A 22,852-nucleotide genomic window follows, 5' to 3' on the forward strand; every position below is an offset into this window, starting at 1 on the left:
CAATGACCAAACATGCCCGCCTCTCCGCGCTCGCCGCAGCCGCAGTCGCGGGCATCTTCGCGTTCTGGGGCGGATGGACCCGCCGCTGGATGTCCGACGACGGCCTGATTGTCCTGCGCACCGTGCGCAACTTGCTCGCCGGCAACGGGCCCGTGTTCAACGCCGGCGAGCGCGTGGAGGCAAACACCTCAACCCTGTGGCAGTACCTGATCACTGCAGTCGGCTGGGTCACCGGCGCCCGGCTTGAGGACGTCGCCATGTGGCTCGCGCTCCTGTGCACCGTGGCGGCGGCCGCGCTGGCCACCTTCGCCGCGGGCCGGTTCTGGAGCAAAGTGGGCCCCGTCGTGCCCCTTGGCATCGTGATCTACCTGGCGCTGCCGCCAGCGCGCGACTTCGCCACCTCCGGGTTGGAGTGGGGCCTGTCGCTGCTGTGGATCGCCGGGTGGTGGGCCGCGCTGGTCGCGTGGGCCGAGCCACTGCGCCGCCGCGCGCCGGAGGCAGGGTACTTCCTGGCTTTCTGGTGCGGTATGTCCTGGCTGGTGCGCCCCGAGCTCGCGCTCTACGGCGGTGTGACCGGCATCCTTCTCATCGCGTTTTCCCCGCGCAAGACCCCCGGCATCCTCGCCGCGGCGCTGCCCGTGCCGGCCGCCTACCAAATCTTCCGCATGGGCTACTACGGCCTGCTTACCCCGCACACCGCCGTGGCCAAGTCCGCCTCCGACTCCGAATGGGCGCGCGGATTCGAGTACTTTGCCGACTTCGTGGGCTACTACTGGCTCTGGCTGCCCGTGCTGGCAACGGCCGCGTTGGTGGGGTGGATGATGCGGGGGACCGGAGGACGTCGATTAGCAATTGTGCTTCTTGTCACCGGCTGCGCGTTCGTCCACATCCTCTACGTGCTGCGCGTCGGCGGCGACTTCATGCACGGGCGCATGTGGCTGCTGCCGCTGTTCGCGCTGCTCCTGCCCGCGATGGCGGTGCCGCTCACGCGCGTCAGCGTCGCACTCGCCACCGCTGTGGCGGTGTGGGCCGGCGTGACCATCGTGCGCGCCCACCCCATCGACTGGGAGGCCTACCAGACCGGAGAAAAAGAACTCGGCATCGTGGACGAGCGCGAGTTCTGGACCCTTGCCGTCGGCCGCGAACTGACCGACCCGCCGCGCTACGCCGAGGACTTCCTCGGCTCCAAGCTCATGCAGAACTGGGAAGAGGCGCTGGACAAGGGCATCGCCGCCGACGCCGCGCAGCTCAACCTCGCATACGTCTCCGCCGACCCGGAGATCTACAGCTGGTACTACCGCGACCGCGAAGACACGGAGTCGGACCTGAGCAACGTGCCGCTGACCGCGTACCTGATCAACCTGGGCATGACCAGCATGAACGCGCCGCTCGACGTGCGCATCCTGGACACCGTCGGCCTGGCAACCCCCATCGCCGCGCGCATGCCGCGCGACCCGGAAGGCCGCGTCGGCCACGACAAATTCCTCGACCCCGCCTGGCAAGCCGCCGACACCGACACCTACCTGGACGGGCTGCCGCCGTTCATCAGCTCCATGCGCGCGAAGCAGGCGCGGGCGGCGCTGCGTAGCCCCGAAATCGCCGAACTGCTGGCCACCTCGCGCGAACCCATGAGCTGGGAGCGGTTCTGGAAAAACGTGCGCTATTCGCTTACCGACGGCCGCACGCTGCAGCTTTCCAGCGACCCGGGCCTCTACCTCGACGCCGATACCCGCCGCGCAATCCGCCATGGGGCGAACCCCGGAATGGACGGCACACAGATTGCCTGGCCAGTGCAGGCGCACACCGGGGAATAGCGGGGCACGTTTCGAATTGGTAACGTAAACGTGTCTTTTGCCTGAAAACACGTTTTGAGGGGATCTATGAACTCCAAAAATTCCGTGCGCCGCAAGCTCACTGCGCTGCTGATGGCCCTGGTTACCGGCCTGGCAGCGGTGATCGGCGCCCCGCAGGCGTCGGCGGCGCACCGTGACTGGCTGCGACCCGATTCCACCGGCCACTGCGAGTGGGACCGCGTCGGGTTCTGGGTGCAGCGCTGCACGGTGTGGTCCCCCGCGATGAACCGCCACATCACTGTCCAGATTCAGCCCGCGCAGCGCGGCGGCAACGCTGGCTTGTACATGCTCGACGGCCTGCGTGCCACCGAGATCACCAATGCTTGGGTCAACGACGTCAACGCCGCCCGAACGTTCAAGGACAACAACATCACCCTGGTGATGCCCGTCGGCGGCCAGTCCTCCTTCTACACCGACTGGAACGCACCGGCGACCTACGACTTCAACCACCCGGTGACGTACAAGTGGGACACCTTCCTGACCAAGGAGCTGCCGCCCTACCTGCAGCGCCACTTCGGTGTTTCGCCGACGAACAACTCCATCCTCGGCCTGTCCATGGGCGGCACCGCCGCGATCAACCTCGCCGCGCTGCACCCGAACCAGTTCCGCCAGGTGTTGTCCTACTCCGGATACCTGACCACCACGGTGCCGGGCGGCCAGACCGCACTGCGAGCCGCGCTTCTCGACGGCGGCCTGTACAACGTCAACGCCATGTGGGGCTCCTCGCTGAATCCCCGCCGTTTTGAGAACGACCCGTTCTTGAACATGGGCAACCTCCGCGGCCGCGACGTCTACGTCTCCGCCGGTTCCGGCGTGCCGGGCCCGGCCGACCAGAAGTACCTGCCGCAGCACCGCGCCGCCGGCATCGCGTTGGAGCAGGTGGCCAGCGTGACCACCCGCGCCTGGTCTGCGAAGGCGACCGCGACCGGCGTGAAGCACACCGCCGTGTTCACCCCGACTGGCCTGCACAACTGGGACCAGTTTGGTAGCCAGCTCGAGGCCACCAAGCCGCGCATCCTGAACGTGATGAACGCCTGGTAGGGGGTCTAGCCCGGACCGCCGGGCATATCCTGCCGAAACCGGCTACCTACAAACGGCTACCCGCTGATTTTCCAGCACATAGCCGGATGTAGGTAGCCGGTTTTCGTCGTCTGTGTGGATCAGGGGCTGGGGCGGGGGAGGGGCTCGCCGTAACGCTGCGCGTGTCGTACACGACTAAACCTTCAAGTGAAACTTAAGCTTTTGGTCGATACTCTTGTGACACCAGTAGCCAGACGAGGTAGGAGACTCATGCGAGACAACCGAACCACCCCAACGCGGATCGCCGCCGCGCTGCTGCCCGCCGCTCTTGCGCTTTCGCTGGCACCCGCAGTGGCCACCGCGCCCGCCGCCAGCGCGCAGTCGAGCCTGCCGGGCGACCTGTCCTCGCAGATGTCCTCCAACCGCGGCATCTCCGACGGCCTGCGCCCGCACGACCCGCCGAAGCGCACCCCGATCGAGGTGGAGAAGGACCCGCAGATCCCGGGCCTGCCGGACGGCGTGAAGGTGGACCGCATCGAGTGGATCACCAACCGTCGCGTGGCGGTGTTCATCAACTCACCGTCTATGCCGGACCACCCGATCCAGGTGCAGATCCTGCTGGCGCGCGACTGGCACTCCAACCCGACCGCGAAGTTCCCCGAGGTGTGGGCGCTCGACGGCCTGCGCGCGCGTGACGACGAGAACGGCTGGACCATCGAGACGAACATCGAGCAGTTCTACGCCGACAAGAACGTCAACGTGATCCTGCCGGTCGGCGGCGAGTCCTCCTTCTACTCCGACTGGCAGCGCGAGAACAACGGCAAGCACTACATGTGGGAGACGTTCCTGACCAAGGAGCTCATCCCGGTGCTGAACAACGAGTTCCGTTCCAACGGCTCCCGCGCCGTGGTGGGCCTGTCCATGGGCGGCACCGCCGCCGTCAACCTGGCTGAGCGCAACCCGCACCTGTTCAAGTTCGTCGGCTCCTTCTCCGGCTACCTGGACACCACCACCACCGGAATGCCCACCGCCATCAAGGCGGCGCAGATGGACGCCGGCGGCTACAACGCCGAGGCGATGTGGGGCCCGCTGGGCTCGCAGGACTGGATCGACCACGACCCGAAGCTGGGCATCGAGAACCTGAAGGACATGACGGTCTACGTCTCCGCCGGTTCGGGCCGCGACGACTTTGGCAACCCGGAGTCAGTGGCCAAGGGCCAGGCCAACCCGGCCGGCATTGGCCTGGAGGTGCTCTCGCGCCTGTCCACCCAGACGTTCGTGGACTACGCGTCGCGCACCCCGGTCAAGCCGATCGTGCGCTTCCGCCCGTCGGGTGTGCACTCCTGGGAGTACTGGCAGTTTGAGATGGCGCAGGCCTGGCCGTACATGGCCAACGCGCTGGAGGTGCCGGAGGCGGATCGCGGCTCCAAGTGCACCCCGGTCGGCGCGATTGCGGAGGCCACCAAGTCCGGCACGATCGGCTCCTGCGTCAACGACGAGTACGACGCGGGCAAGGACACCAAGGGCAAGGCCCAGGACTTCCGCGGCGGCACCGCCTTCTGGTCCCCGGACACCGGCGCGCACGCGCTGTTCGGCGCGATCCTGGCCAAGTACAACGCGCTCGGCGGCCCTGCCGGCTGGTTGGGCTTCCCGGTCACGGGCGAGACGCCGGCGCCGGACGGCGTGGGCCGCTTCGTGCACTTCCAGCACGGCTCCGTCTACTGGACCCCGCAGACCGGCGCGTACGCCATCCCGGGCGACATGTTCCGGGCATGGGGCGAAAACGGCTACGAGGGCGGCGACCTGAAGTACCCGGTGGCCGAGGCGAACCAGGTGGGCGAGGGTTACGTGCAGAAGTTCCAGGGCGGCTTCCTCACCCGCAACCCGGACGGCAAGCACTTCGTCGTCCACGGCGCGATCGCGGAGAAGTACGGCGAGATCGGCACCGCCACCTCTGAGTTGGGGTACCCGACCGGCAACGAGATTGCGGTCAAGGGCGGGTTCTTCCAGCCGTTCGAGCACGGCAACATCTACTGGTCCGCGGCCACGGGCGCGCACACCATCCTCACCGGCGACATCTTCGACGAGTGGGGCAAGCGCGGCTACGAGCAGGGCGAGCTGGGCTGGCCGGTCAAGGACATGGAGAAGATCCAGGCCGGCGGCCTGACCATCGACTTCCAGCACGGCACCATTGAGCAGGTCAACGGCAACGTCAACGTGAGGAAGAAGTAGTGCGCAAGGTTGCATTCTGCTTTGCGACGGCCGCTACCGCCGTCGCCGTGGCCGCCTGCGGAGGCGCCACCGTGGACTCCGATGACGTGACGGACACCCCGACGGTTGCCTCCGAGGCTGAAACCGAATCCGAGTCCGCGACCACGGAAGCGTCTGAAACTGCATCATCGTCGGCTGCGCCGTCGTCGTCGGCAGCGCCGTCGCAAGGCAAACGCGCCGACGACCAGCCGGCCCGCGAGGTGACCGACGTGCCGCAGCAGGCCAGCGCCTTCTCTCCGCAGGAGGAGGCCTACCTGGCCACCTTAAGGGAAAGCGGAGTCAACGTCGACGGGATTGAAGACCAGCTCACAGCCACCGGCGCTACCGTGTGCGCGGACAACCTGATCACCCGCGACGCGGTGGCAGGCCAGCTTGTGGAGCAACGCCGCACCGACATGGATGCGGCGGGCGTGGCGGCGCTGATCAGCGACTCCGCACGCGCCAACCTCTGCTCCTAGCAGTACAGAAGGGAGCCTGGGCTCATGCGCAGATCGCGCAACGTATTTGTCGTCGCCGCAGTGATTGTGGTGCTGTCCTTGATTGGGCTGGGGATCTACCAGTGGCGCTCGGGCGAGACCGGGCTGCCGTCGGCGGACGGGCCGCTGGCAACCTCCGAGGCTCCAGAGGAGCCCTCGGAGCCGCAGGCGGCGGAGCCCGACTGGTGTCCCGCGGTCGAATTCGTTTCCGTGCCCGGCACCTGGGAGTCCGCGGCGGACGACGACCCGTTCGCCCCTGCGGCCAACCCGGCGAGCTTCATGCTCTCGATCACCCAGCCGCTGCAGCAGATGTACGACATCAACCACGTGCGCGTGTTCACGGTGCCGTATACCGCGCAGTTCCGGAACATCCAGACGGCGCACGGGCGCGCCGAGATGACCTACGACGACTCGCGCGCCGAGGGCACCGCCAAGCTGTCCGGCGAGCTGCGGTTTGTGGCGGAGACGTGCCCGTCGACGAAGTTCATCATCGCCGGGTTCTCCCAGGGAGCGGTGATCGTGGGCGACGTGGCGTCGAAGATCGGCAACAGCGCGGGCCCGATCGACCCGGAGCGGCTGCTGGGTGCGGTGATGATCGCGGACGGCCGGCGCGAAAACGGCGTGGGCGTCAACCCCGGCGCGGAGGTCGGCGGCGTGGGCGCGGAGATTGTCATGCAGCCGCTGCAGGGGCTGGTGGACCGGGTCACCCCGGGCGCGACCATGACCGGTCCGCGCCCTGGCGGCTTCGGCCTGGTTGAGGACCGCGCCTTTGAGATCTGCGCGCCGGACGACACGGTCTGCGACGCGCCCAAGGGCGTGGGCAACGCCATCGACCGGGCCCACGCGCTGATCGCAGCGAACGGCAATCACGCCATGTACGCGACCAATCCGGCCGTCATCCCCGGGACCACCACGCCGGAATGGACTGTAGGTTGGGTCCAGAACGTGGTAGACAGTTTGTAGTCCAAAATCATTTTGTCCTGAAAAGGAGTTACGGGTATGGATCTTCAGCAGCTCATCGCGCAATTTTTCGACGATGACGGCCAAATCGCGCTCCCGGAGCACTTCACCCTCCCGAGCCTGAGCGAGACGATCTACCAGGCCCACCTGGCCACCGGCGGCGGCGACGCGGTGAACATCCGTGACTGGGACTTCACCTCCAACCCGGAAGGCGAGGCGCGCGAGTTCACCCGCACGCAGGTCAACACACGCATCAAGGCCGTCGCCGCGCGCCTCGCCCAGGTAGGCGAGCCGGGGGAACGCGTGGCGATTATGGCCCCGAACTCCGCCGAGTACCTCTTCGCCTTCATGGGCGCGCTGTACGCAGGCCTGGCTCCGGTGCCGCTGTACGACCCGAACGAGCCCGGCCATGAGGCCCACCTGCGCGCCGTGCTCGACGACGCCAACGCGCGGCTCGTGGTGACCAACTCCGCCGGCGCCCCTGCCGTGCGCGCCTACTTCGCCGACCGTCCGGCCGCGGAGCGCCCCCGCATTATCGCCGCGGACTCCCTGCCCGACACGCTCGCCGATTCCTGGCAGCCCGTCGCCCCCGTTGAGGACGAGAACACCGCGGACGCCATCTGCTTTTTGCAGTACACCTCCGGCTCCACCCGCAATCCGGCCGGCGTGATGATCACCAACGAAGCGCTGGTCACCGACGTACTCCAGATCAACGAGGCGCTGCGCTTCGAAGCCCCCATGCGCGTGCCCACCTGGCTGCCGCAGCACCACGACATGGGCGTCATCGTCGCCGTGGTCAGCCTCGTGCTGGGCCAGGTGCTGGAGATCATGAGCCCGCGCGACTTCCTGCAGAACCCGAAGCGCTGGGTGGACATGCTTTCGCGGCGCGACGACGACCCGGCCGACGTGCACATCTACTCCTGCATCCCCAACTTTGCGCTCGACCTCGCGGCCCGCTACGCGGCACCGGAAAGTCCGGACCAGTACGACTTTACCGCCGTGCACTGCATCATCATCGGCTCCGAGTCCGTGACCAAGCCGGGCGTTGAGGCCTTCGTCGGCGCGTTCGGCGAGTCTGGCCTGGACCGCACCGTGCTGCGCCCCTCCTACGGCCTGGCGGAGACCACCCTGCTGGTGTCCACGGACCGCACAGAGGAGCGCCCGAAGTTCGTGGAGTTCGACCGCGAAGCACTTGCCGAGGGCAAGGCCGTACCCGCCGAGGGCGGCGTGCCCATGGCGTCCAACGGCCAGCCGGTGAAGTGGATGCACTTCGCCATCGTGGACACCGAGACCAAAAACGAGCTGCCCGAAGGCGAGATCGGCGAGATCTGGGTCAACGGCAACAACGTCGCCGCCGGCTACCTGGACCGCCCGGAGGAAACCGAGGCGACCTTCCGCAACACCATCGGCGCCACGCTCCAGGACGGCCTGCCCAAGGACAACTGGTGCGCCACCGGCGATTTGGGCACCGTGCTGGACAACCACCTCTACATCACCGGCCGCGTGAAAGACCTCGTCGTCGTGGCGGGCCGCAACCACTACCCGCAGGACATCGAGGCCACCGCGATGGAGGCCTCCGACCACGTGCGCAAGGACTCCGTCGCCGCGTTCGCCGTGCCGGGCGACGACGTGGAGCGCCTGATCATCCTCGCCGAGCGCGCAGACGGCGCAACCGAGGAAGGCGACGCCGCAGCCGAGGACGCCATCCGTTCCGCCATCACCACCAATCACGGCATCTCGCCGGAGGTTGTGGAGTTCCGCGCGCCGGGCGGTGTGGCCCGCTCCACCGCAGGCAAGATCGCCCGCCGCGTCAACGCGAAGCAGTTCACCGAGCGCGAACACGCTGCAGCGGAGTAACGAAAAGCCCGGACGGGCCGATACTCTGAACTGTTATGAACGAGCATCAACTGATCCAGTGGCTCACCAGTTGGGTCGAGGGCGCCACCGGCGTCGACTCGGTGGACCCGACCACGCCGCTCGAAACCTACGGCCTCGCATCCCGCGATGCGGTGATCCTCTCCGGCGAGCTGGAAAAGCTGCTCGGCCGCCGGGTCGACCCCACCGTCGCCTACCAGTACCCGACCATCACGGCGCTGGCACAGGCGCTTCTCGCGCAGAGGCAGGAAGCGCCGAAGGTTGAACGTCGAGAAGCAACGAGCTCCCACGACATCGCGATTGTGGGTTCCGCCGGCCGCTTCCCGGGCGCGAAGAACAACGACGAGTTCTGGCAGATGCTTATCGACGGCCGCTCCGCCACCGGCCCGCTTCCCCCGCTCCGCTGGGACGAGTACCTGGGCGACCCGGTGGTGCGCACCAAGATGGCCGAGGAGAACACCGACGGCGGGTACATGGACGGCATCGCGTCCTTCGACCACGAGTTCTTCGGCATCTCCCCGCTCGAGGCGCAGAACATGGACCCGCAGCAGCGCATCATGCTCGAGGTGGCGTGGGAAGCGCTCGAGGACGCCGGCCTGGCGCCCAGCGAGCTGCGCGGCGAGCCCGTGGGCGTGTTCGTGGGCTCGTCCAACAACGACTACGGCATGCTCATCGCCGCCGACCCGAACGAGGCGCACCCGTACGCGCTGACCGGCGCGTCCTCCGCCGTGATCCCGAACCGCATCTCGTACGCGTTCGACTTCCGGGGCCCGTCGATGAACGTGGACACCGCGTGCTCGTCGTCGCTCGTGTCGGTGCACCACGCGGTGCGCGCGCTTCGCGACGGCGAGGCCGACGTCGCCCTGGCCGGCGGTGTGAACATCCTGGCCAACCCCTTCGCGTCACTGGCGTTTTCGGAGCTCGGCGTGATCTCGCCGACCGGACGCATCCACGCGTTCTCAGACGACGCCGACGGCATCGTGCGCGCCGACGCCGCGGGCTTCGTGGTGCTCAAGCGCGTCGAGGACGCCGTGCGCGACGGCGACAACGTGTTAGCCGTGATTAAGGGCTCCGCGACGAACTCCGACGGCCACTCCAACGGCCTGACCGCCCCGAACCCGGAGGCGCAAGTGGACGTGCTGCGCCGCGCCTATACCGACGCCGGCGTGGACCCGCACCAGGTGGACCTGGTGGAGGCCCACGGCACCGGCACCATCCTCGGCGACCCGATCGAGGCCACCGCCCTCGGCGAGGTGCTCGGCCGCGGGCGCGAGGCTTCCCAGCCGCTGCTGCTGGGCTCGGCGAAGTCCAACATCGGCCACTCCGAATCCGCCGCCGGCGTGGTGGCGCTGATCAAGGTGCTCGAGGCGCTCAAGCACGACACCATCCCGGAGTCCATCAACTTCGCCGGCCCGAACCACTACGTGGACTTCGACGCCGAGCGCATCGAGGTCGTGCAGGACCCGCGCGAGTGGCCGCGCTACTCCGGCCGCCGCGTCGCCGGCGTCTCCGGCTTCGGCTTCGGCGGCACCAACGCGCACGTGGTCGTGGCCGACTTCGACCCGGCCGACTACGACTTCGACGTGGTTGAGGATGAGCCCGCGTTCGAGGGCGTTTCCGTGGCGGCGCTGCCGGTGTCGGGGCTGTTGCCGTCGCGACGCAAGGAAGCCGCCGGTGTGCTCGCGGACTTCCTCGAGGGCCGCGCCGACGCCGACCTGATACCGGTCGCGCGCTCGCTGGCCAAGCGCAACCACGGCCGTTCCGCCGCCGTCGTGCAGGCGACCGGCGTCGAGGAGGCCGCGCGCCGCCTGCGCCAGGTCGCCGACGGCAAGATCGGCCCCGGCATCGCCGCCGCCGACGCACCCACCCCGATGGGCCCGGTCTTCGTCTACTCCGGCTTCGGCTCCCAGCACCGCAAGATGGCCAAAGAGCTGATCAGCCGCTCCCCGCTGTTCGCGCGCCGCATGCGCGAGCTGGACGAGATGGTGCAGTTCCAAGCCGGCTGGTCCATGCTCGAGATCATCGAAAACGACGAGCTGACCTACGACACCGAAAACGGCCAGGTCACCATCACCGCCATCCAGATCGCCCAGACCGACCTGCTGGCCGCCGCCGGCATCACCCCGGCCGCCACGATGGGCATGTCCATGGGCGAAATCGCCGCGGCCTACGGCGCAGGTGGCTTGAGCGCCGAGGAGTGCATCCTCGTCGCCACTGCGCGTGCCCGCCTCATGGGCGAGGGCGAGGCCATGATCGCCGGCACCGAGCAGGAAGGTGCGATGGCGGTGGTGGAGCTCTCGCGCGAGGAGTTGGCGGAGTTCGTCGAGAAGCATGAGCAGGCTCGTGGCGTGGAACCCGCCGTGTACGCGGGGCCCGGCATGACCACCGTCGGCGGGCCGGGCAAGGCCGTCGACTACGTCGTGGTTGCGCTCGAAGCCGAGGAGAAGTTCGCGCGCAAGCTCAACGTGCGCGGCGCCGGCCACACCAGCGCACTCGACCCGATCATGGGCGACCTCGCCGGCGAAATCGCAGGCTTGGACGCGCGCCCGTTGCGGGTGCCGCTGTTTTCCTCCGTGGACCGCGGCGAGGTGTACCAGCCCGGCCAGACCGTCCATGACGATAAGTACTTCCTGCGCATGACCCGCCAGCCGGTGTACTTCCAGGACGCCACCGAAGCCGCGTTTACCGCCGGCCACACCACGCTCGTGGAAATCACCCCGAATCCGGTGGCGCTGATGGGCATGATGAACACCGCGTTCGCCGCTGGCAAGCCCGACGCGCAGCTGCTCTACACCACCAAGCGCAAGGTGGACGAGCTGGAATCGCTGCTGGATTTGGCCGCGAAGCTGTACGTGAACGGCATGGGCGTGGACTTCGGCGCCTTCTACGGTGCGGGCGACGTGGTGCAGGCGCCGAAGACCGTGTTCAAGCAGGTGGACCACTGGACGCCGGCGCGCCCGTCGTCCTCGCGTGCGTCGCTGCTGGGCTCACGGGTGCGCCTGCCGGGCGGCGAAGTGGCGTTTTCCACCGCCGCCGACCAGATCTTCAGCCCGCACCAGCTCATCGAGTCCGCCGCCGCCGAGGTCTCGCCCGAGGCCCGCGTGGTGGCCACCGAGGAGCACGGCTACCTGCCCGCGGACGGCGAGGTGACCACCATCGTCGCCTCCTCGCTCGGCGGGGTGTCCATCAAGGTCTTCGACGGCGCGACACTGCTCGCGGAGGGCTTCGCCTCCACCATCGACCGCGCGCCGGTGCAAGGTGTCATGGAGCAACCGCTTGACGACGGGCCTTCGGTGGACAACGCCCCCGAGGAAGAAACCGAGACAGATGCCGTGCGTTGGGACCCCAACTCCGGCGAGTCGGTGGCGGACCGCCTGCGCGACATCGTCTCCGAGTCCATGGGCTACGACGCTGCGGACCTGCCCGACGAGCTGCCGCTGATCGATCTCGGCCTCGACTCCCTGATGGGCATGCGCATCAAAAACCGCGTGGAGAACGACTTCCAGATCCCGCCGCTGCAGGTGCAGACGCTTCGCGACGCCTCCGTCGCCGACGTGATCCGCATCGTCGAAGACGCCGTCGCCGGCAAGACGGACGCGCCGCAGCCGATGGCCTACAACGACGAGGCGCGCGACCCGGCCGCGGCGGCCGAGAAGACCCAGGGTGTGGGCGTGGCCCCGCGTGACGCCTCCGAGCGCATGGTCTTCGGCGCCTGGGCCAAGTACGCGGGTGCGGCGGCGGCCGGTGTGACGTCGGAGTTGCCGTCGATTAGCAAGGAGCAGGCGGCCGAGATCGCCGCGCACCTGACCGAGCGCTCCGGCATCGACGTCACCGCGGACGACGTGCTCGGCGCCGAGACGCTCGAGCCGCTGGCGAACCTCGTGCGCGAGGGGCTGGAAACACCTGTGGACGGCAACATCCGCGTCTTCCGCGACGGCGACGCCGAGGTTTCCCCGGTGTTCGTGTTCCACCCGGCGGGCGGGTCGTCGTCGGTGTACGCGCCGCTCGCGCGGAGGCTTGGCGACGACGTGCCCGTCTACGGCGTCGAGCGCCTGGAAGGCTCCCTGGAGGAGCGCGCGGCGGAGTACGTCAAGGACATCGAGCGCATCGCCGACGGGCGCAAGGTCGTGCTCGCCGGCTGGTCGTTCGGCGGCGCGCTGGCCTATGAGGTTGCGCACCAGCTGGGCAACGACAAGATCGACTACATCGCGCTTTTGGACACCACCCAGCCGTCCGAGCCGATCCCCGACACGCTGGAGGAGACGAAGGCGCGCTGGGGCCGCTACGCCGCGTTTGCCAAGGAAACGTACGGCCTCGAATTCGACGTGCCGTACGAGCTGCTGGAGACCGCCGGCGAGGACGCGCTGCTGCAGATGCTCACCGAGTTCCTGGCCACCACCGACGCCTCCGAGCACGGCCTGGCCGCCGGTGTGCTCGAGCACCAGCGAGCGAGCTTCGTGGACAACCAGATTCTCAACCACCTCGACTTCACCCGCTGGGCGGATGTGCAGGTGCCGGTGCTGCTGTTCCGCGCCGAGCGCATGCACGACGGCGCGATCCAGCTCGAGCCGAACTACGCGCACATCGACGAGGACGGCGGCTGGGGCGCTATCGTGGACGACCTGACCATCGTCCACCTGCCCGGCGACCACCTCGCGGTGGTGGACGAGCCGGCGGTGGGGATCGTCGGCAAGCATATGAACGCATGGATTGAGGGGAAGCGATGAGTACTGCAGACAAACTCGCCGACCTGCGCGAGCGCCTGGACAAGGCGCAGGACCCGGGCTCCGAGCGTTCCCGGAAGCGCCGCGACGACGCCGGGCGCACCACCCCGCGCCAGCGCATCGACGCACTGCTGGACGAAGGCTCCTTCGTCGAAATCGGCGCACTCGCCCGCACCCCCGGCGACCCGGACGCCGTCTACTCCGACGGCGTGGTCACCGGCTACGGGCGCATCGACGGCCGCCCCGTCGCCGTGTACGCCCACGACAAGACCGTCTACGGCGGGTCCGTCGGCGTGACGTTCGGGCGCAAGGTCACCGAGGTCATGGAGTTCGCCATCAAGATCTCCTGCCCGGTGATCGGCATCCAGGACTCCGGCGGCGCGCGCATCCAGGATGCGGTGACATCCCTGGCCATGTACTCCGAGATTGCCAAGCGCCAGCTGCCTCTGAGCGGGCGCGTGCCGCAGATCTCCATCATGTTGGGCAAGTCCGCCGGCGGCGCCGTGTACGCGCCTGTGACCACGGACTTCGTGGTGGCGGTGGACGGCGAGTCCGAGATGTACGTCACCGGCCCGAACGTGATCCGCGAGGTCACCGGGGAGGACATCACCTCCGCCGAGCTCGGCGGGGCGCGCGTGCAGGAGGCCGCCGGCAACATCCAGGCGGTTGTGGCGACGGAGGAGGACGCCTTCGACTACGTCAAGGACCTGCTCGCGCACCTGCCGACGTCCACGTTCGACGCCGCGCCCGTCGTCGCCGCGCAGCCCGACGAGGAGCTCGACGACACCGCGCTAGACACCTTCATGCCCGACGATACCAACGCCGGCTACGACATGATGGATCTGCTCGTGCAACTCGGCGACGACGAGGACCTCGTCGAGGTCCAGTCCGGGTACGCCGAGAACCTCATCTGCGCATTCGGGCGTATCGACGGCCGCGCCGTCGGCTTCGTCGCCAACAACCCCATGTACGCCGCCGGCTGCATCGACGCGGACGCCGCCGACAAGGGCGCGCGCTTCATCCGCACCTGCGACGCGTACAACATCCCCATCGTCTACGTCGTGGACACCCCCGGCTACCTGCCCGGCGTGGAGCAGGAGCGCGAGGGCCTGATCCACCGCGGCGCGAAGTTCGCGTTCGCCGGCGTGGAGGCCACCGTGCCGAAGGTCACCCTGGTCGTGCGCAAGGCCTACGGCGGCGCGTACGCGGTGATGGGGTCGAAGAACCTCAACGGCGACATCAACCTGGCGTGGCCCACCGCCCAGATCGCGGTGATGGGTTCCGCGGCGGCGGTGGTGATGCTGCAGGGCAAGCAGCTCGCCGCCATCGAGGATCCGGCGCAGCGCGAGGCCATGAAGAAAATGTTCATGGAATTCTACGACCAGGAAATGACTTCGCCGTACGTCGCTGCGGAGCGCGGCTACATTGACCAGATGATTGAGCCTTCGCAGACCCGCATCGCTTTACGACGAGCCCTGCGGCAGCTAGCCTCCAAGCAGGAATTCGACCTGCCTAAGAAACACACCATTAGTCCCCTCTAGTAAGGTTTCACCCCATGCTTTCTTCTACTCTTGACATCTTCGGCGACCTGATCAGCATGCTGATCTGGTTTATCAATGGCATCCAGACCGGAAACCCGGCCTGGAACTTCGGCATCGGCTTCTAATCCGCGCCGAAGCCCCGCGCACCCGCCTTTCCGGCGGGTGCGTTTTAGTTTTTGCGCACGAGCTTGGCTATACCGCGCCAGCCGAGCATGAGCAGCGCACTCATGGTGGTGGCGACGACGATGAAAGACCAATGGGGGACGTCGCCGTTGCGGATGCCCCAGATCACGAGCCCGGTGACCACGGTGATGATCCAGATGAGCCCACCCTTGTTCTCACGGGCGATCAGCCAGCCGAGCGTCACGCCGAGGGCGAACGGCCACAGGGTGGACAGCCAGCCGGAGAAGTTGAAGGGCATGTCGTCGGACTGGTGCGCCGCGCGCGCCAAGAGGGCGAAGGCGGCGATGGCGACATAGTCGGCGGCGATGGCGTAGGGCTTGGAGATGGTGTTGCTCATGCCAGCCACTCTAGAACACCGAGTCGTTCCACCACCGGCGCTCAGGTGCGCCGGCGCGGGAGCCGTCGCTAGCAAGCTTGATGCCCACGACCTGGTGCAGCTCCACGACGTCGTGCTCGAAACCCCATTCGGAGCCCGCCATGTACATGCCCCACAGCTTGGCGGTGTTCTCGCCGACGAGCGCGACTGCCTCGTCCCAATTGGCCTTGAGGTTCTCACACCAGTCGTGCAGCGTGCGCATGTAGTCGAAGCGGATGTTCTCCTCGTGGAAGACTTCGAAGCCGTGGTCCTGCATCTCGTAGATGATCGTGCCGGAGCCGGTGAGCTCGCCGTCCGGGAAGATGTAGCGGTTGATGAAGTCGCCCTGCGGCGTCTTGTGGTTGTCCGGGTAGGTGATGCAGTGGTTGACCATCACGCCACCCGGGCGCAGCTTGTCGGCGAGAAATTCAAAGTACGAGGCGAAATTCTTCACCCCGATGTGTTCCAGCAGACCGATCGAGGAGATGCCGTCGAAGCCGGTCTCGGTGACGTCGCGGTAGTCCAGGAAGCGCACCTCCGCGAGGTCCTCGAGGCCCTCCTCTATGATCTTCGCCTGCGCCCACTCGGCCTGCTCCTTCGAGAGGGTGACGCCGAGGGACTTCACGCCCTGGCGGGCTGCGTAACGCACCATGGAGCCCCAGCCGCAGCCGACGTCGAGGTGCTTGTCGCCGGGTTTAAGGTTCATCTTCTCAAAGACGAGGCGGAACTTGTTTTCCTGCGCCTCGTCGAGCGTGGCGTCCGGGGTGGGGTAGTAAGCGCAGGTGTAGGCCATGGAGTCGCCGAGGAACAGTTCGTAGAAGTCGTTGCCCACGTCGTAGTGGGTCGAAATAACCTGGGCGTCGCGTTCCTTCGAGTGCGGGGCGAGGCCCTGGCGGATGGTGCGCTCGAGCCAGGACGCTTGCTCCGCCTCCGGGATTGGCTGGATCTGCAGTGCGCCCATGGTGCGCAGGGAGCGTGCGATGCGGACGAACTCGCGCGGGTTTGGGCGCTTGTAGTTGTTGTAGAGGGTGCGCATGTCATCAAAGACGTCGTAGGGGTGCGCGAGGTGCGCGCCTTCAACCGCCAGGCCATCGGTGACCCAGGCGCGGGCGAGGCCGACGTCGCCGGGGTGGGTGACTATGTAGGACAGGCCCCCGGGGCTGTTCACCTTCACGGTGTGCTTGGCGTCCGCCGGTCCCGTTGATGAGCCGTCGAAAGCTTCCCACCTGAACGGGGTGCCAGAGGGGAAGAGGGTGTCGACGATATCCGCCACGGTCATCTGCATTGTCGTTCTCCTACGCGTTTTCCACTGTCTTTTCGTAGAGGCCCGGGAAGCGCCGGTCCGGGTCGTACTGGGCTTTCATCCGCTCCGGCAGGTCCCCGCCGTAGAGGCGCTCGAACTCGGTGCGGTCGTAGAACGCCTCGGAGTACAGCGACTTGTGCCCGCCGAGGTCTGAGACCTTCCGCTCGATGACCTTGTTGAAGGCCCCCGGCTCCACCTCCGGGACACCGGACCAGAAGCCGACGTTCACCCACGTCGCCGCAGGCTCGAGGGGGTAGAGCGGCCACGGCGCCTCATCGTCGAGTCCGACGCCAGCGAGCGTATCGACGCCGTCCCGCAGCCGGATCGGACACAGCCAAACCGGCTGGATATCGCTGGCCTTGAAGAACCAGTCGAGGAACTCGGCGACCTGCGTGTCGCGCACCTCGATGTCTTGCACGACGCGCTCGGTGCGCGGCAGGCCCTTCGGCTTCTTTAGGAACCGGTACTCCAGGTCGTACTTCTTATCCAGGCCCACGAGCTTCCAATAGAACGCGCTGCGACGCAGTTCGCGCGGCCAGAACTTGCGCACCTTGGGGTTCTGGGTGCCGAAGGCGCGGGAGCACCAGAACCAGTCGGTGTCCCAACGCCAGATGTAATCGCGGATAGCGAGGAAGTCGTGGTGCACGCCCGACGGGTGCTGCAGCGAGCGGTAGTACACGGCGTCGCGCGTGTAGTCGGAGGTCTCTGGCGCCTCGCCCGCCTGGAACGCGCAGACGAGGTACTGCTCGGTGGGAGAGAACGCGACGGCGTCGAGGCCGTGCAGGGCGCGCCCGCCCCACTCACCTGCGGCGGCGTCGGCCAGAGCGTCCTGGAAGGCCGTCAGGTCGTTGTAACGCACATGCTGGAGCTCGATGAACGGCGCGACCTCCTCGAGCTCGATGGTGAGGCGTACCGCGTAGCCGAGTGAGCCGTACGAGTTCGGGAACGCGCGGAAGAGTGCAACGTTGTTCTCGCGCGAGCAGGTGACGATTTCGCCGGTGCCCACCAGCACGTCCATCTCGAGCACGGATTCGTGCGGCAGGCCGTTGCGGAAGGAGGTGGACTCCACGCCCATGCCGGAGACGGCGCCGCCGAGCGTGATGGTTTTCAGCTGCGGCACCACAAGTGGCGCGAGGCCGTATGGCAGGGTCGCGTCGACTAGGTCTTCGTAGGTGCACATGCCCTGCACGTCGGCGGTTTTCGTCACCGGGTCGACGGCGATGACGCCGCGCAGGCCCTCCACGTTGAGTCCGGCGCTCCCCGCGTCGCGGGAACGGAAAAGGTTCGACGTCTTCTTGGCCAGGCGCACCCGCTGGTTGTCTGGCACCCGCCGGAAGCTATCCAGGAGTGCAGCAACCCCCTCCTCGTGCGCGTGCCAGCCGATGGGCACGACGCGTTCAAAATCCACGCTGCGTCCGTAAAACATCCTGGAAACGCTCATGTAGTGCCACCATAGACCCAAGTTGCGCGCCGTGCGCAAGATAAAACGTAACGCAAGCTCAAACGGCTTCGCCAGCGGCTGGGCGCCCGGCCATGAACCCGCGCCCGGCGTACACCGCGGCGTAGATGACCCACCCGATTGCGGTGATGAGCGCAAACGACACCGCGCGGTACGCCACTGTCGCCGCGGTGGCGGTTGCGAGCGGAAGCCCGCCGGCAACGAGCATGCCCACCGCCACGGGCTCGACCGTTCCGAGTCCGCCGGGGGTGACCTGGGCGGAGCCGGCGAGTTTGGTCATGATGAACGCCAGGCACACCCCGGCAAGTGGCGCGCCCCGGCCGGCCACGGCCCACACGGCGAAGACCATCGTGGCCAGGTCCAAAAGCCGGTTCGCGAGCGAGAGCCCCGCCGCTGCGAAAAACGCCGGTGCGGAAATGCGGATCGCGGAGACCTGGTCGATCACGTCCACGACCCGCCCGCGCACCTTCTCCGGCAGAAACCGCACCCAGCGCTTCAGCACTGCAGGGTGGAGGGTCGCCCAGAACACCGTGCCGATCGTCGCCAGCGCCACTGCCAGCGACGCCACCAGCGACCACACGGACAGCTCCGCGCCCAAAAGCGCCACGGCGACGACGCCGATGAGCACCATCCACACCGTCGACAGCGCGCCTGAGACCACGAAGAACCAGCTGCACAGCCCCACCGACGCGCCCCAGGACCGGTGCACCCGGAACGTCAGCCACGCCGACAGTGCCGGCCCGCCCGGCACCGTGGTGGACCAGGCGTTGGAGGCGAACACGATCGCGTTCGTGCGCGCCACCCCCGTGATGCGGCCTTCCACGTTGAGCAGGATCTGCATCACCCCGGACATCGCCGCCAGCGACAGCACCGCCGTGGCCACGGCAGCCAGCAGCGGGCCTGCCGACGCCGCGCCGACGGCCCGCCACGCCTCCCCGAAAAACGGCATCTGGTCGCGCAGCACCACCAGCACGACCACCAAGATGGCCACGGGCGCGAGCCAGCGCAGCCACTGCCGCCATGTGTTAGCGCTCAAGTTCCTTCTTCTTCAGCTGCTCCAGCGCCTGGCGTGCGCGGCGCTCCTCCAGGTCGCGCATGAGCTGGGTAAACGGCACAAGGTTTGCGTCCTCGGACACCGACACTCCCGCGCGGCCGGGTTGAGTGTCGGGCACCATTTCGGTGATGGGGGTTTCGGTGCGCGGTGGCGTCGATAGGCTTGAGCCCTCCCCGAACGCGCCGGCCAGGCGCTTGACCCAGCGCGGCGCCCACCAGCTGTCCTCGCGCAGCAAGTGCATCACCGCGGGCACGAACAGCAGGCGGATCAGGGTGGCGTCGAGCGCGAGCGAGAAGATCATGCCGTAGGCGATGTACTTCATCATCACAATCTCGCTGAGCGCGAAGGCGGCGGCGACGACGATCATGATGAGCGCCGCGGCGGTGATGATGCCGCCGGTGTGCGCGGTGCCGCGCTTGATCGCCTCGTCGGTGCTTTCGCCGTCCTGGCGCGCCTCGACCATGCGCGAGACCAGGAAGACCTCGTAGTCCGTGGACAGGCCGTAGAGGATGGAGATGATCAGCACCAGGATCGGGCTCATTAGCGGACCCGGGGTGAAGTTCAGCGCGCCGGCGCCGAGGCCGTCGACGAACACGGCGGTGAGGAAGCCGAGCGTGGCGCCGATACCGAGCACGTTCATGATCACGGCCTTCGCCGGCAGGATCACGGAGCCGAACACTAGCGCCATCAGCAGGAACGTGGCGATGACCATGTACAGCGCCATCCACGGCAGGCGTTTCAGCAGCGCCTCGATGGACTCGGTTTCCATCGCCGGGGTGCCTGCGACGTAGGTCTCGACGCCCTCGGGGGTGTCGATGTTTCGCAATTGCTTCACGACGTTCGCGCCCCCGGCCCTATCCGCCAACGGGGCGGAAAGCACCGTGGTGCCGTCCTGCGTGGCGTGCGCGGGTTTGAGCGGCGCGGCCAGGCCCTCGACCTGGCGGGTCTGCATCACGATGTCCACGAGCTGCTGGTTGTCCGCGCCGGTGACCACGAGCTTGACCGGGTCGGTGCGGAAGGCGGGGAACTCCTCGTTGAACTCGTCCTGGGCCTGGCGGGTGGCCTGGCTCGGCGGCAGGTACGTCTCGTTGATGCCGCCGAAGGTGATGCCCACGATCGGCACGGTGAGCAGGAGCAACAGGGCCGCACAGCCGACCACGACGGCCTTGGCGTGGCGCATCGCCCACGCCGGAATCTTGTACCACACGGTGTCCGCAACGGCTCCTTCGTCGCCGCTGCGGGAAGAGCGACGACGCACCGACCACATGTCGATCTTGGGGCCAAGCATGCCGAACAGCGCCGGCAGCACCGCCACGGAGATCACGGCGGCGAGCAGCACCGCGCTCATCGCGCCGTAGGCCACGGATTTGAGGAAGGCCTGCGGGAACATCAGCAGCCCGGACAGGGCCACGCCCACCATCAGCGCGGAGAAGAACACCGTCTTGCCGGCGGTGTTTGTGGTCACCGCCACCGCCTCCTCACGTCCGCGCCGCGGTCCAGCTCCTCGCGGAAGCGCGAAACCATGAACAGGCCGTAGTCGATGGCCAGGCCCAGGCCCAGCAGCGTGATGATGGACTGCGAGAAGATGTTCACCTGCTGGTACTGCGCCAGCACCGACAGCAGCGACAGTGAGCCGATGATGGACAATATGCCCACGATCAGCGGCATCGCCGCAGCGACCACGCCGCCGAAAACGAACAGCAGGATGACGGCCACGAACACCAGGCCGATCTTCTCAGCGCGGGCGATGTCGGCGGCCATGCCCTCGTCCAGCGCGTCGGCCACCGCGGTCGCGCCGGCGACCTGCACGGTCGCGCCCGGCAGCTCCATCGCCTCGAGCGCGGGCTTGATGGTGCGGAAGTCCTTCAGCGTCTGCTCGCCGTCGCCCTTGAGCCCGATCGCCGCGAACGCCTTCGTGTGCTCGGCGTTGACCAGCTGCGGGTTGGGGCGCTCGAAATAGCTGGTGACGTGGGCGATTTCGTCGGGATGTTGCTCGCGCAGGGAGTTCAGCTGGGCGTTGGCTTCGCCGAGAAGCTCTTGCCTGTCGACGCCCTCCGGAGAGCTCACCAGCACAATCACATCGCCCGAGTTGTCGCGGCCGAACGTCTCCTGCTCGATCGCGGCGGCGGTGGTCGAGTCCGCGCCCGGGTCCTCCCAGCCCTCCTGGGACAGGCGCTCGCCCAGCTTCGAGCCGAACAGCACCTGCATGGCCAGGATGAGCACGATGACCACCAGCGGGATGATCCGGCGGTGGCGGAACGCGAAACGGCCCCACTTGTAAAACATCTCCGGCCTCCTAGTCGCGGGTGTTGTGCAGCAGGGAGCGCAGCGGGCGGAACGGCTGCAGCCACGCGCCGCCGTCCGGCAGCCGGTCCAGGTTCACCCGCGGCAGCGGGTTCTGGAACACGCCCGGGATGTCCTCCAGGTCCACGAAATCCACATCCGGGGAGTTCACCGCCCAGGAGGCGTGCTCGTGGAAGCCGAGGACGGTCACGGGGATGTCGGCGTCGACGAGCTCGAGCAGCGGCTCCTGGAAATTCTGTCCGTCCGCCGAGGCAACCACGACGCCCTGCAGCACGCCCTCGTCGCGGCGGCGGTCGATGTGGGCCAGCATGTCCTGGTCCACGTCCGAATCCTCGTCGCTCTTCGGCTTGGCAAACACCGCGAAACCGACGTTGCGCAGCGCTTCCACCCACGGGCGGATGGAATCCGCGCCGCCGGCCGAGACATTGGTGAACACCGTCGCCTCCGGCTCAATGTCGCGGCCGAGGTCGTCGGCGCGGGCTTCGGCTTCGCTGATAAGCCAGCGCCCAATCGCGTCGAAGCGGGGACGGTGCGCCGCAGTCGGGCGCCCGCCTAAGATCGCGCCGAGGCCCATGTCCAGGTTCGGCGCGTCCCACACCAGCAGCAGACTCTCCGGGCCGGCGGGCGCGCCAGGGGTGTACGGGTGCGACAGCGCTTGCAGATCCATGGCTACTTCTTCTCCCACAGGTACTCGCGGATCACGTGATCCTTGTCCAGACCTTTGCCTTCGAACTTAGTGATCACCTGCCGGTCCGTGAGCAGCGGCGCTTCCGCCCATGGCCAGCCCTTGTACTCCAGCATCGGTTCCACGTTCACCAGCTCGTCGATCCACTCGGCGTAATCTGCGTGGTCCGTGGCCACGTGCAGCACGCCGCCCGGCTTCAAGCGCGTGGCGATCAGGTTCAGGGTGCCGGACTGGATGATGCGGCGTTTGTGGTGGCGCGCCTTCGGCCACGGGTCCGGGAAGAAGATGCGCACGCCGTCGAGGGACTCCTCGCCGAACATGCGGGCCAGCACCTCCACGCCGTCGCCGCGCACCATGCGGATGTTGTCGATGCCGCCGCGCACCACCGAGCCGAGCAACTTGGCCAGGCCCGGCTTGTACAGCTCCACGGCGATGACGTTCGTGTCCGCCTCCAGCGGCGCCATCGCGGCGGTGGAGGTGCCGGTCCCGGAGCCGATCTCCAGGATCGTGGGGTGGCCGGAGCGGCCGAACCACTCGTCGACGTCGATGCGTTCGTCCGACCCTTCCGCCAGCACGCGGCCCAGGCGCGGCCAGTGTTCGTCGAACAGGGCCTCCTGATTCTCGGTGAGGGTGCCGCGGCGGAAGGTCACGGAACCCAGGCGCGGGTAATCCAGGCCGGTGTCGAACTCGGTTTGCAGCGGGCGGCCCGCTGGCAATTCGCCCGTTCCGGGGCGGAAATTTTCAGTATTATTCATCACGTTTATTGTCCACATGAACAGGGCAAACGCA

General features: G+C 67.6%; 14 protein-coding genes and 1 pseudogene. 8 read left to right on the top strand and 7 right to left on the bottom strand.

Annotated features, from left to right (window positions below):
• Positions 1–2: 2 nt before the first annotated feature.
• The 8 genes from HMPREF2791_RS03465 to HMPREF2791_RS03500 all read left to right on the top strand — a co-directional run bounded on the left by HMPREF2791_RS03465 (position 3) and on the right by HMPREF2791_RS03500 (position 14,720).
• Complete coding sequence (locus HMPREF2791_RS03465; RefSeq protein ID WP_070844397.1) at positions 3–1,814, top strand: arabinofuranosyltransferase AftB family protein; 1,812 nt, start codon at positions 3–5, stop codon at positions 1,812–1,814.
• A 66-nt stretch (positions 1,815–1,880) separates the two neighbouring features.
• Positions 1,881–2,894: an alpha/beta hydrolase gene (locus tag HMPREF2791_RS03470; RefSeq protein ID WP_070471980.1), complete on the top strand. Its 1,014-nt coding sequence runs from the start codon at positions 1,881–1,883 to the stop codon at positions 2,892–2,894.
• 249 nt (positions 2,895–3,143) lie between these two features.
• On the top strand, positions 3,144–5,105 hold the full coding sequence (locus HMPREF2791_RS03475; RefSeq protein ID WP_070471981.1) for an alpha/beta hydrolase-fold protein: 1,962 nt from the start codon (positions 3,144–3,146) through the stop codon (positions 5,103–5,105).
• Complete coding sequence (locus tag HMPREF2791_RS03480; protein WP_070471983.1) at positions 5,105–5,602, top strand: DUF732 domain-containing protein; 498 nt, start codon at positions 5,105–5,107, stop codon at positions 5,600–5,602. Before HMPREF2791_RS03475 ends, HMPREF2791_RS03480 begins: the two co-directional genes overlap by 1 nt.
• A gap of 24 nt (positions 5,603–5,626) precedes the next feature.
• Positions 5,627–6,583 (top strand): cutinase family protein, encoded by a 957-nt coding sequence (locus HMPREF2791_RS03485; RefSeq protein ID WP_070471985.1) that lies wholly within the window; start codon positions 5,627–5,629, stop codon positions 6,581–6,583.
• Positions 6,584–6,619: 36 nt separating this feature from the next.
• Positions 6,620–8,437 (top strand): FadD32-like long-chain-fatty-acid--AMP ligase, encoded by a 1,818-nt coding sequence (locus HMPREF2791_RS03490; RefSeq protein ID WP_070844399.1) that lies wholly within the window; start codon positions 6,620–6,622, stop codon positions 8,435–8,437.
• Positions 8,438–8,472: 35 nt separating this feature from the next.
• On the top strand, positions 8,473–13,182 hold the full coding sequence (gene pks13 / locus HMPREF2791_RS03495) for a polyketide synthase Pks13 (protein WP_070844401.1): 4,710 nt from the start codon (positions 8,473–8,475) through the stop codon (positions 13,180–13,182).
• Complete coding sequence (locus HMPREF2791_RS03500) at positions 13,179–14,720, top strand: acyl-CoA carboxylase subunit beta (protein WP_070844402.1); 1,542 nt, start codon at positions 13,179–13,181, stop codon at positions 14,718–14,720. The genes pks13 and HMPREF2791_RS03500 overlap by 4 nt, the downstream gene beginning before the upstream one ends.
• 169 nt (positions 14,721–14,889) lie before the next feature.
• Here the strand turns inward: HMPREF2791_RS03500 and HMPREF2791_RS03505 are convergent, their stop codons facing one another.
• The 7 genes and pseudogenes from HMPREF2791_RS03505 to trmB form a co-directional block, all read right to left on the bottom strand.
• A complete protein-coding gene (locus HMPREF2791_RS03505; protein ID WP_246825410.1) occupies positions 14,890–15,240 on the bottom strand; it encodes a DUF3054 domain-containing protein in 351 nt (116 codons plus the stop codon).
• A 10-nt stretch (positions 15,241–15,250) separates the two neighbouring features.
• Positions 15,251–16,537 carry an SAM-dependent methyltransferase gene (locus HMPREF2791_RS03510; protein ID WP_070844467.1) on the bottom strand — a complete coding sequence of 429 codons (1,287 nt, stop codon included), beginning with the start codon at positions 16,535–16,537 and terminating at the stop codon, positions 15,251–15,253.
• Positions 16,538–16,553: 16 nt separating this feature from the next.
• Entirely contained in the window at positions 16,554–18,002 is a 1,449-nt protein-coding gene (locus HMPREF2791_RS03515) for an FAD-binding oxidoreductase (RefSeq protein WP_141764902.1), read from the bottom strand.
• Between the two features lie 58 nt (positions 18,003–18,060).
• Complete coding sequence (locus tag HMPREF2791_RS03520) at positions 18,061–19,056, bottom strand: lysylphosphatidylglycerol synthase transmembrane domain-containing protein (RefSeq protein ID WP_070844405.1); 996 nt, start codon at positions 19,054–19,056, stop codon at positions 18,061–18,063.
• Positions 19,046–21,360, bottom strand: a pseudogene (locus HMPREF2791_RS03525) (MMPL family transporter). The gene HMPREF2791_RS03520 and the pseudogene HMPREF2791_RS03525 overlap by 11 nt, the downstream one beginning before the upstream one ends.
• Before the next feature lie 10 nt (positions 21,361–21,370).
• Complete coding sequence (locus tag HMPREF2791_RS03530) at positions 21,371–22,045, bottom strand: NYN domain-containing protein (protein WP_070471998.1); 675 nt, start codon at positions 22,043–22,045, stop codon at positions 21,371–21,373.
• Positions 22,046–22,047: 2 nt separating this feature from the next.
• A complete protein-coding gene (trmB, locus tag HMPREF2791_RS03535) occupies positions 22,048–22,818 on the bottom strand; it encodes a tRNA (guanosine(46)-N7)-methyltransferase TrmB (RefSeq protein ID WP_070472133.1) in 771 nt (256 codons plus the stop codon).
• Positions 22,819–22,852: the final 34 nt, after the last annotated feature.

Source organism: Corynebacterium sp. HMSC034A01 (genome assembly GCF_001838175.1).
Lineage (GTDB): Bacteria > Actinomycetota > Actinomycetes > Mycobacteriales > Mycobacteriaceae > Corynebacterium.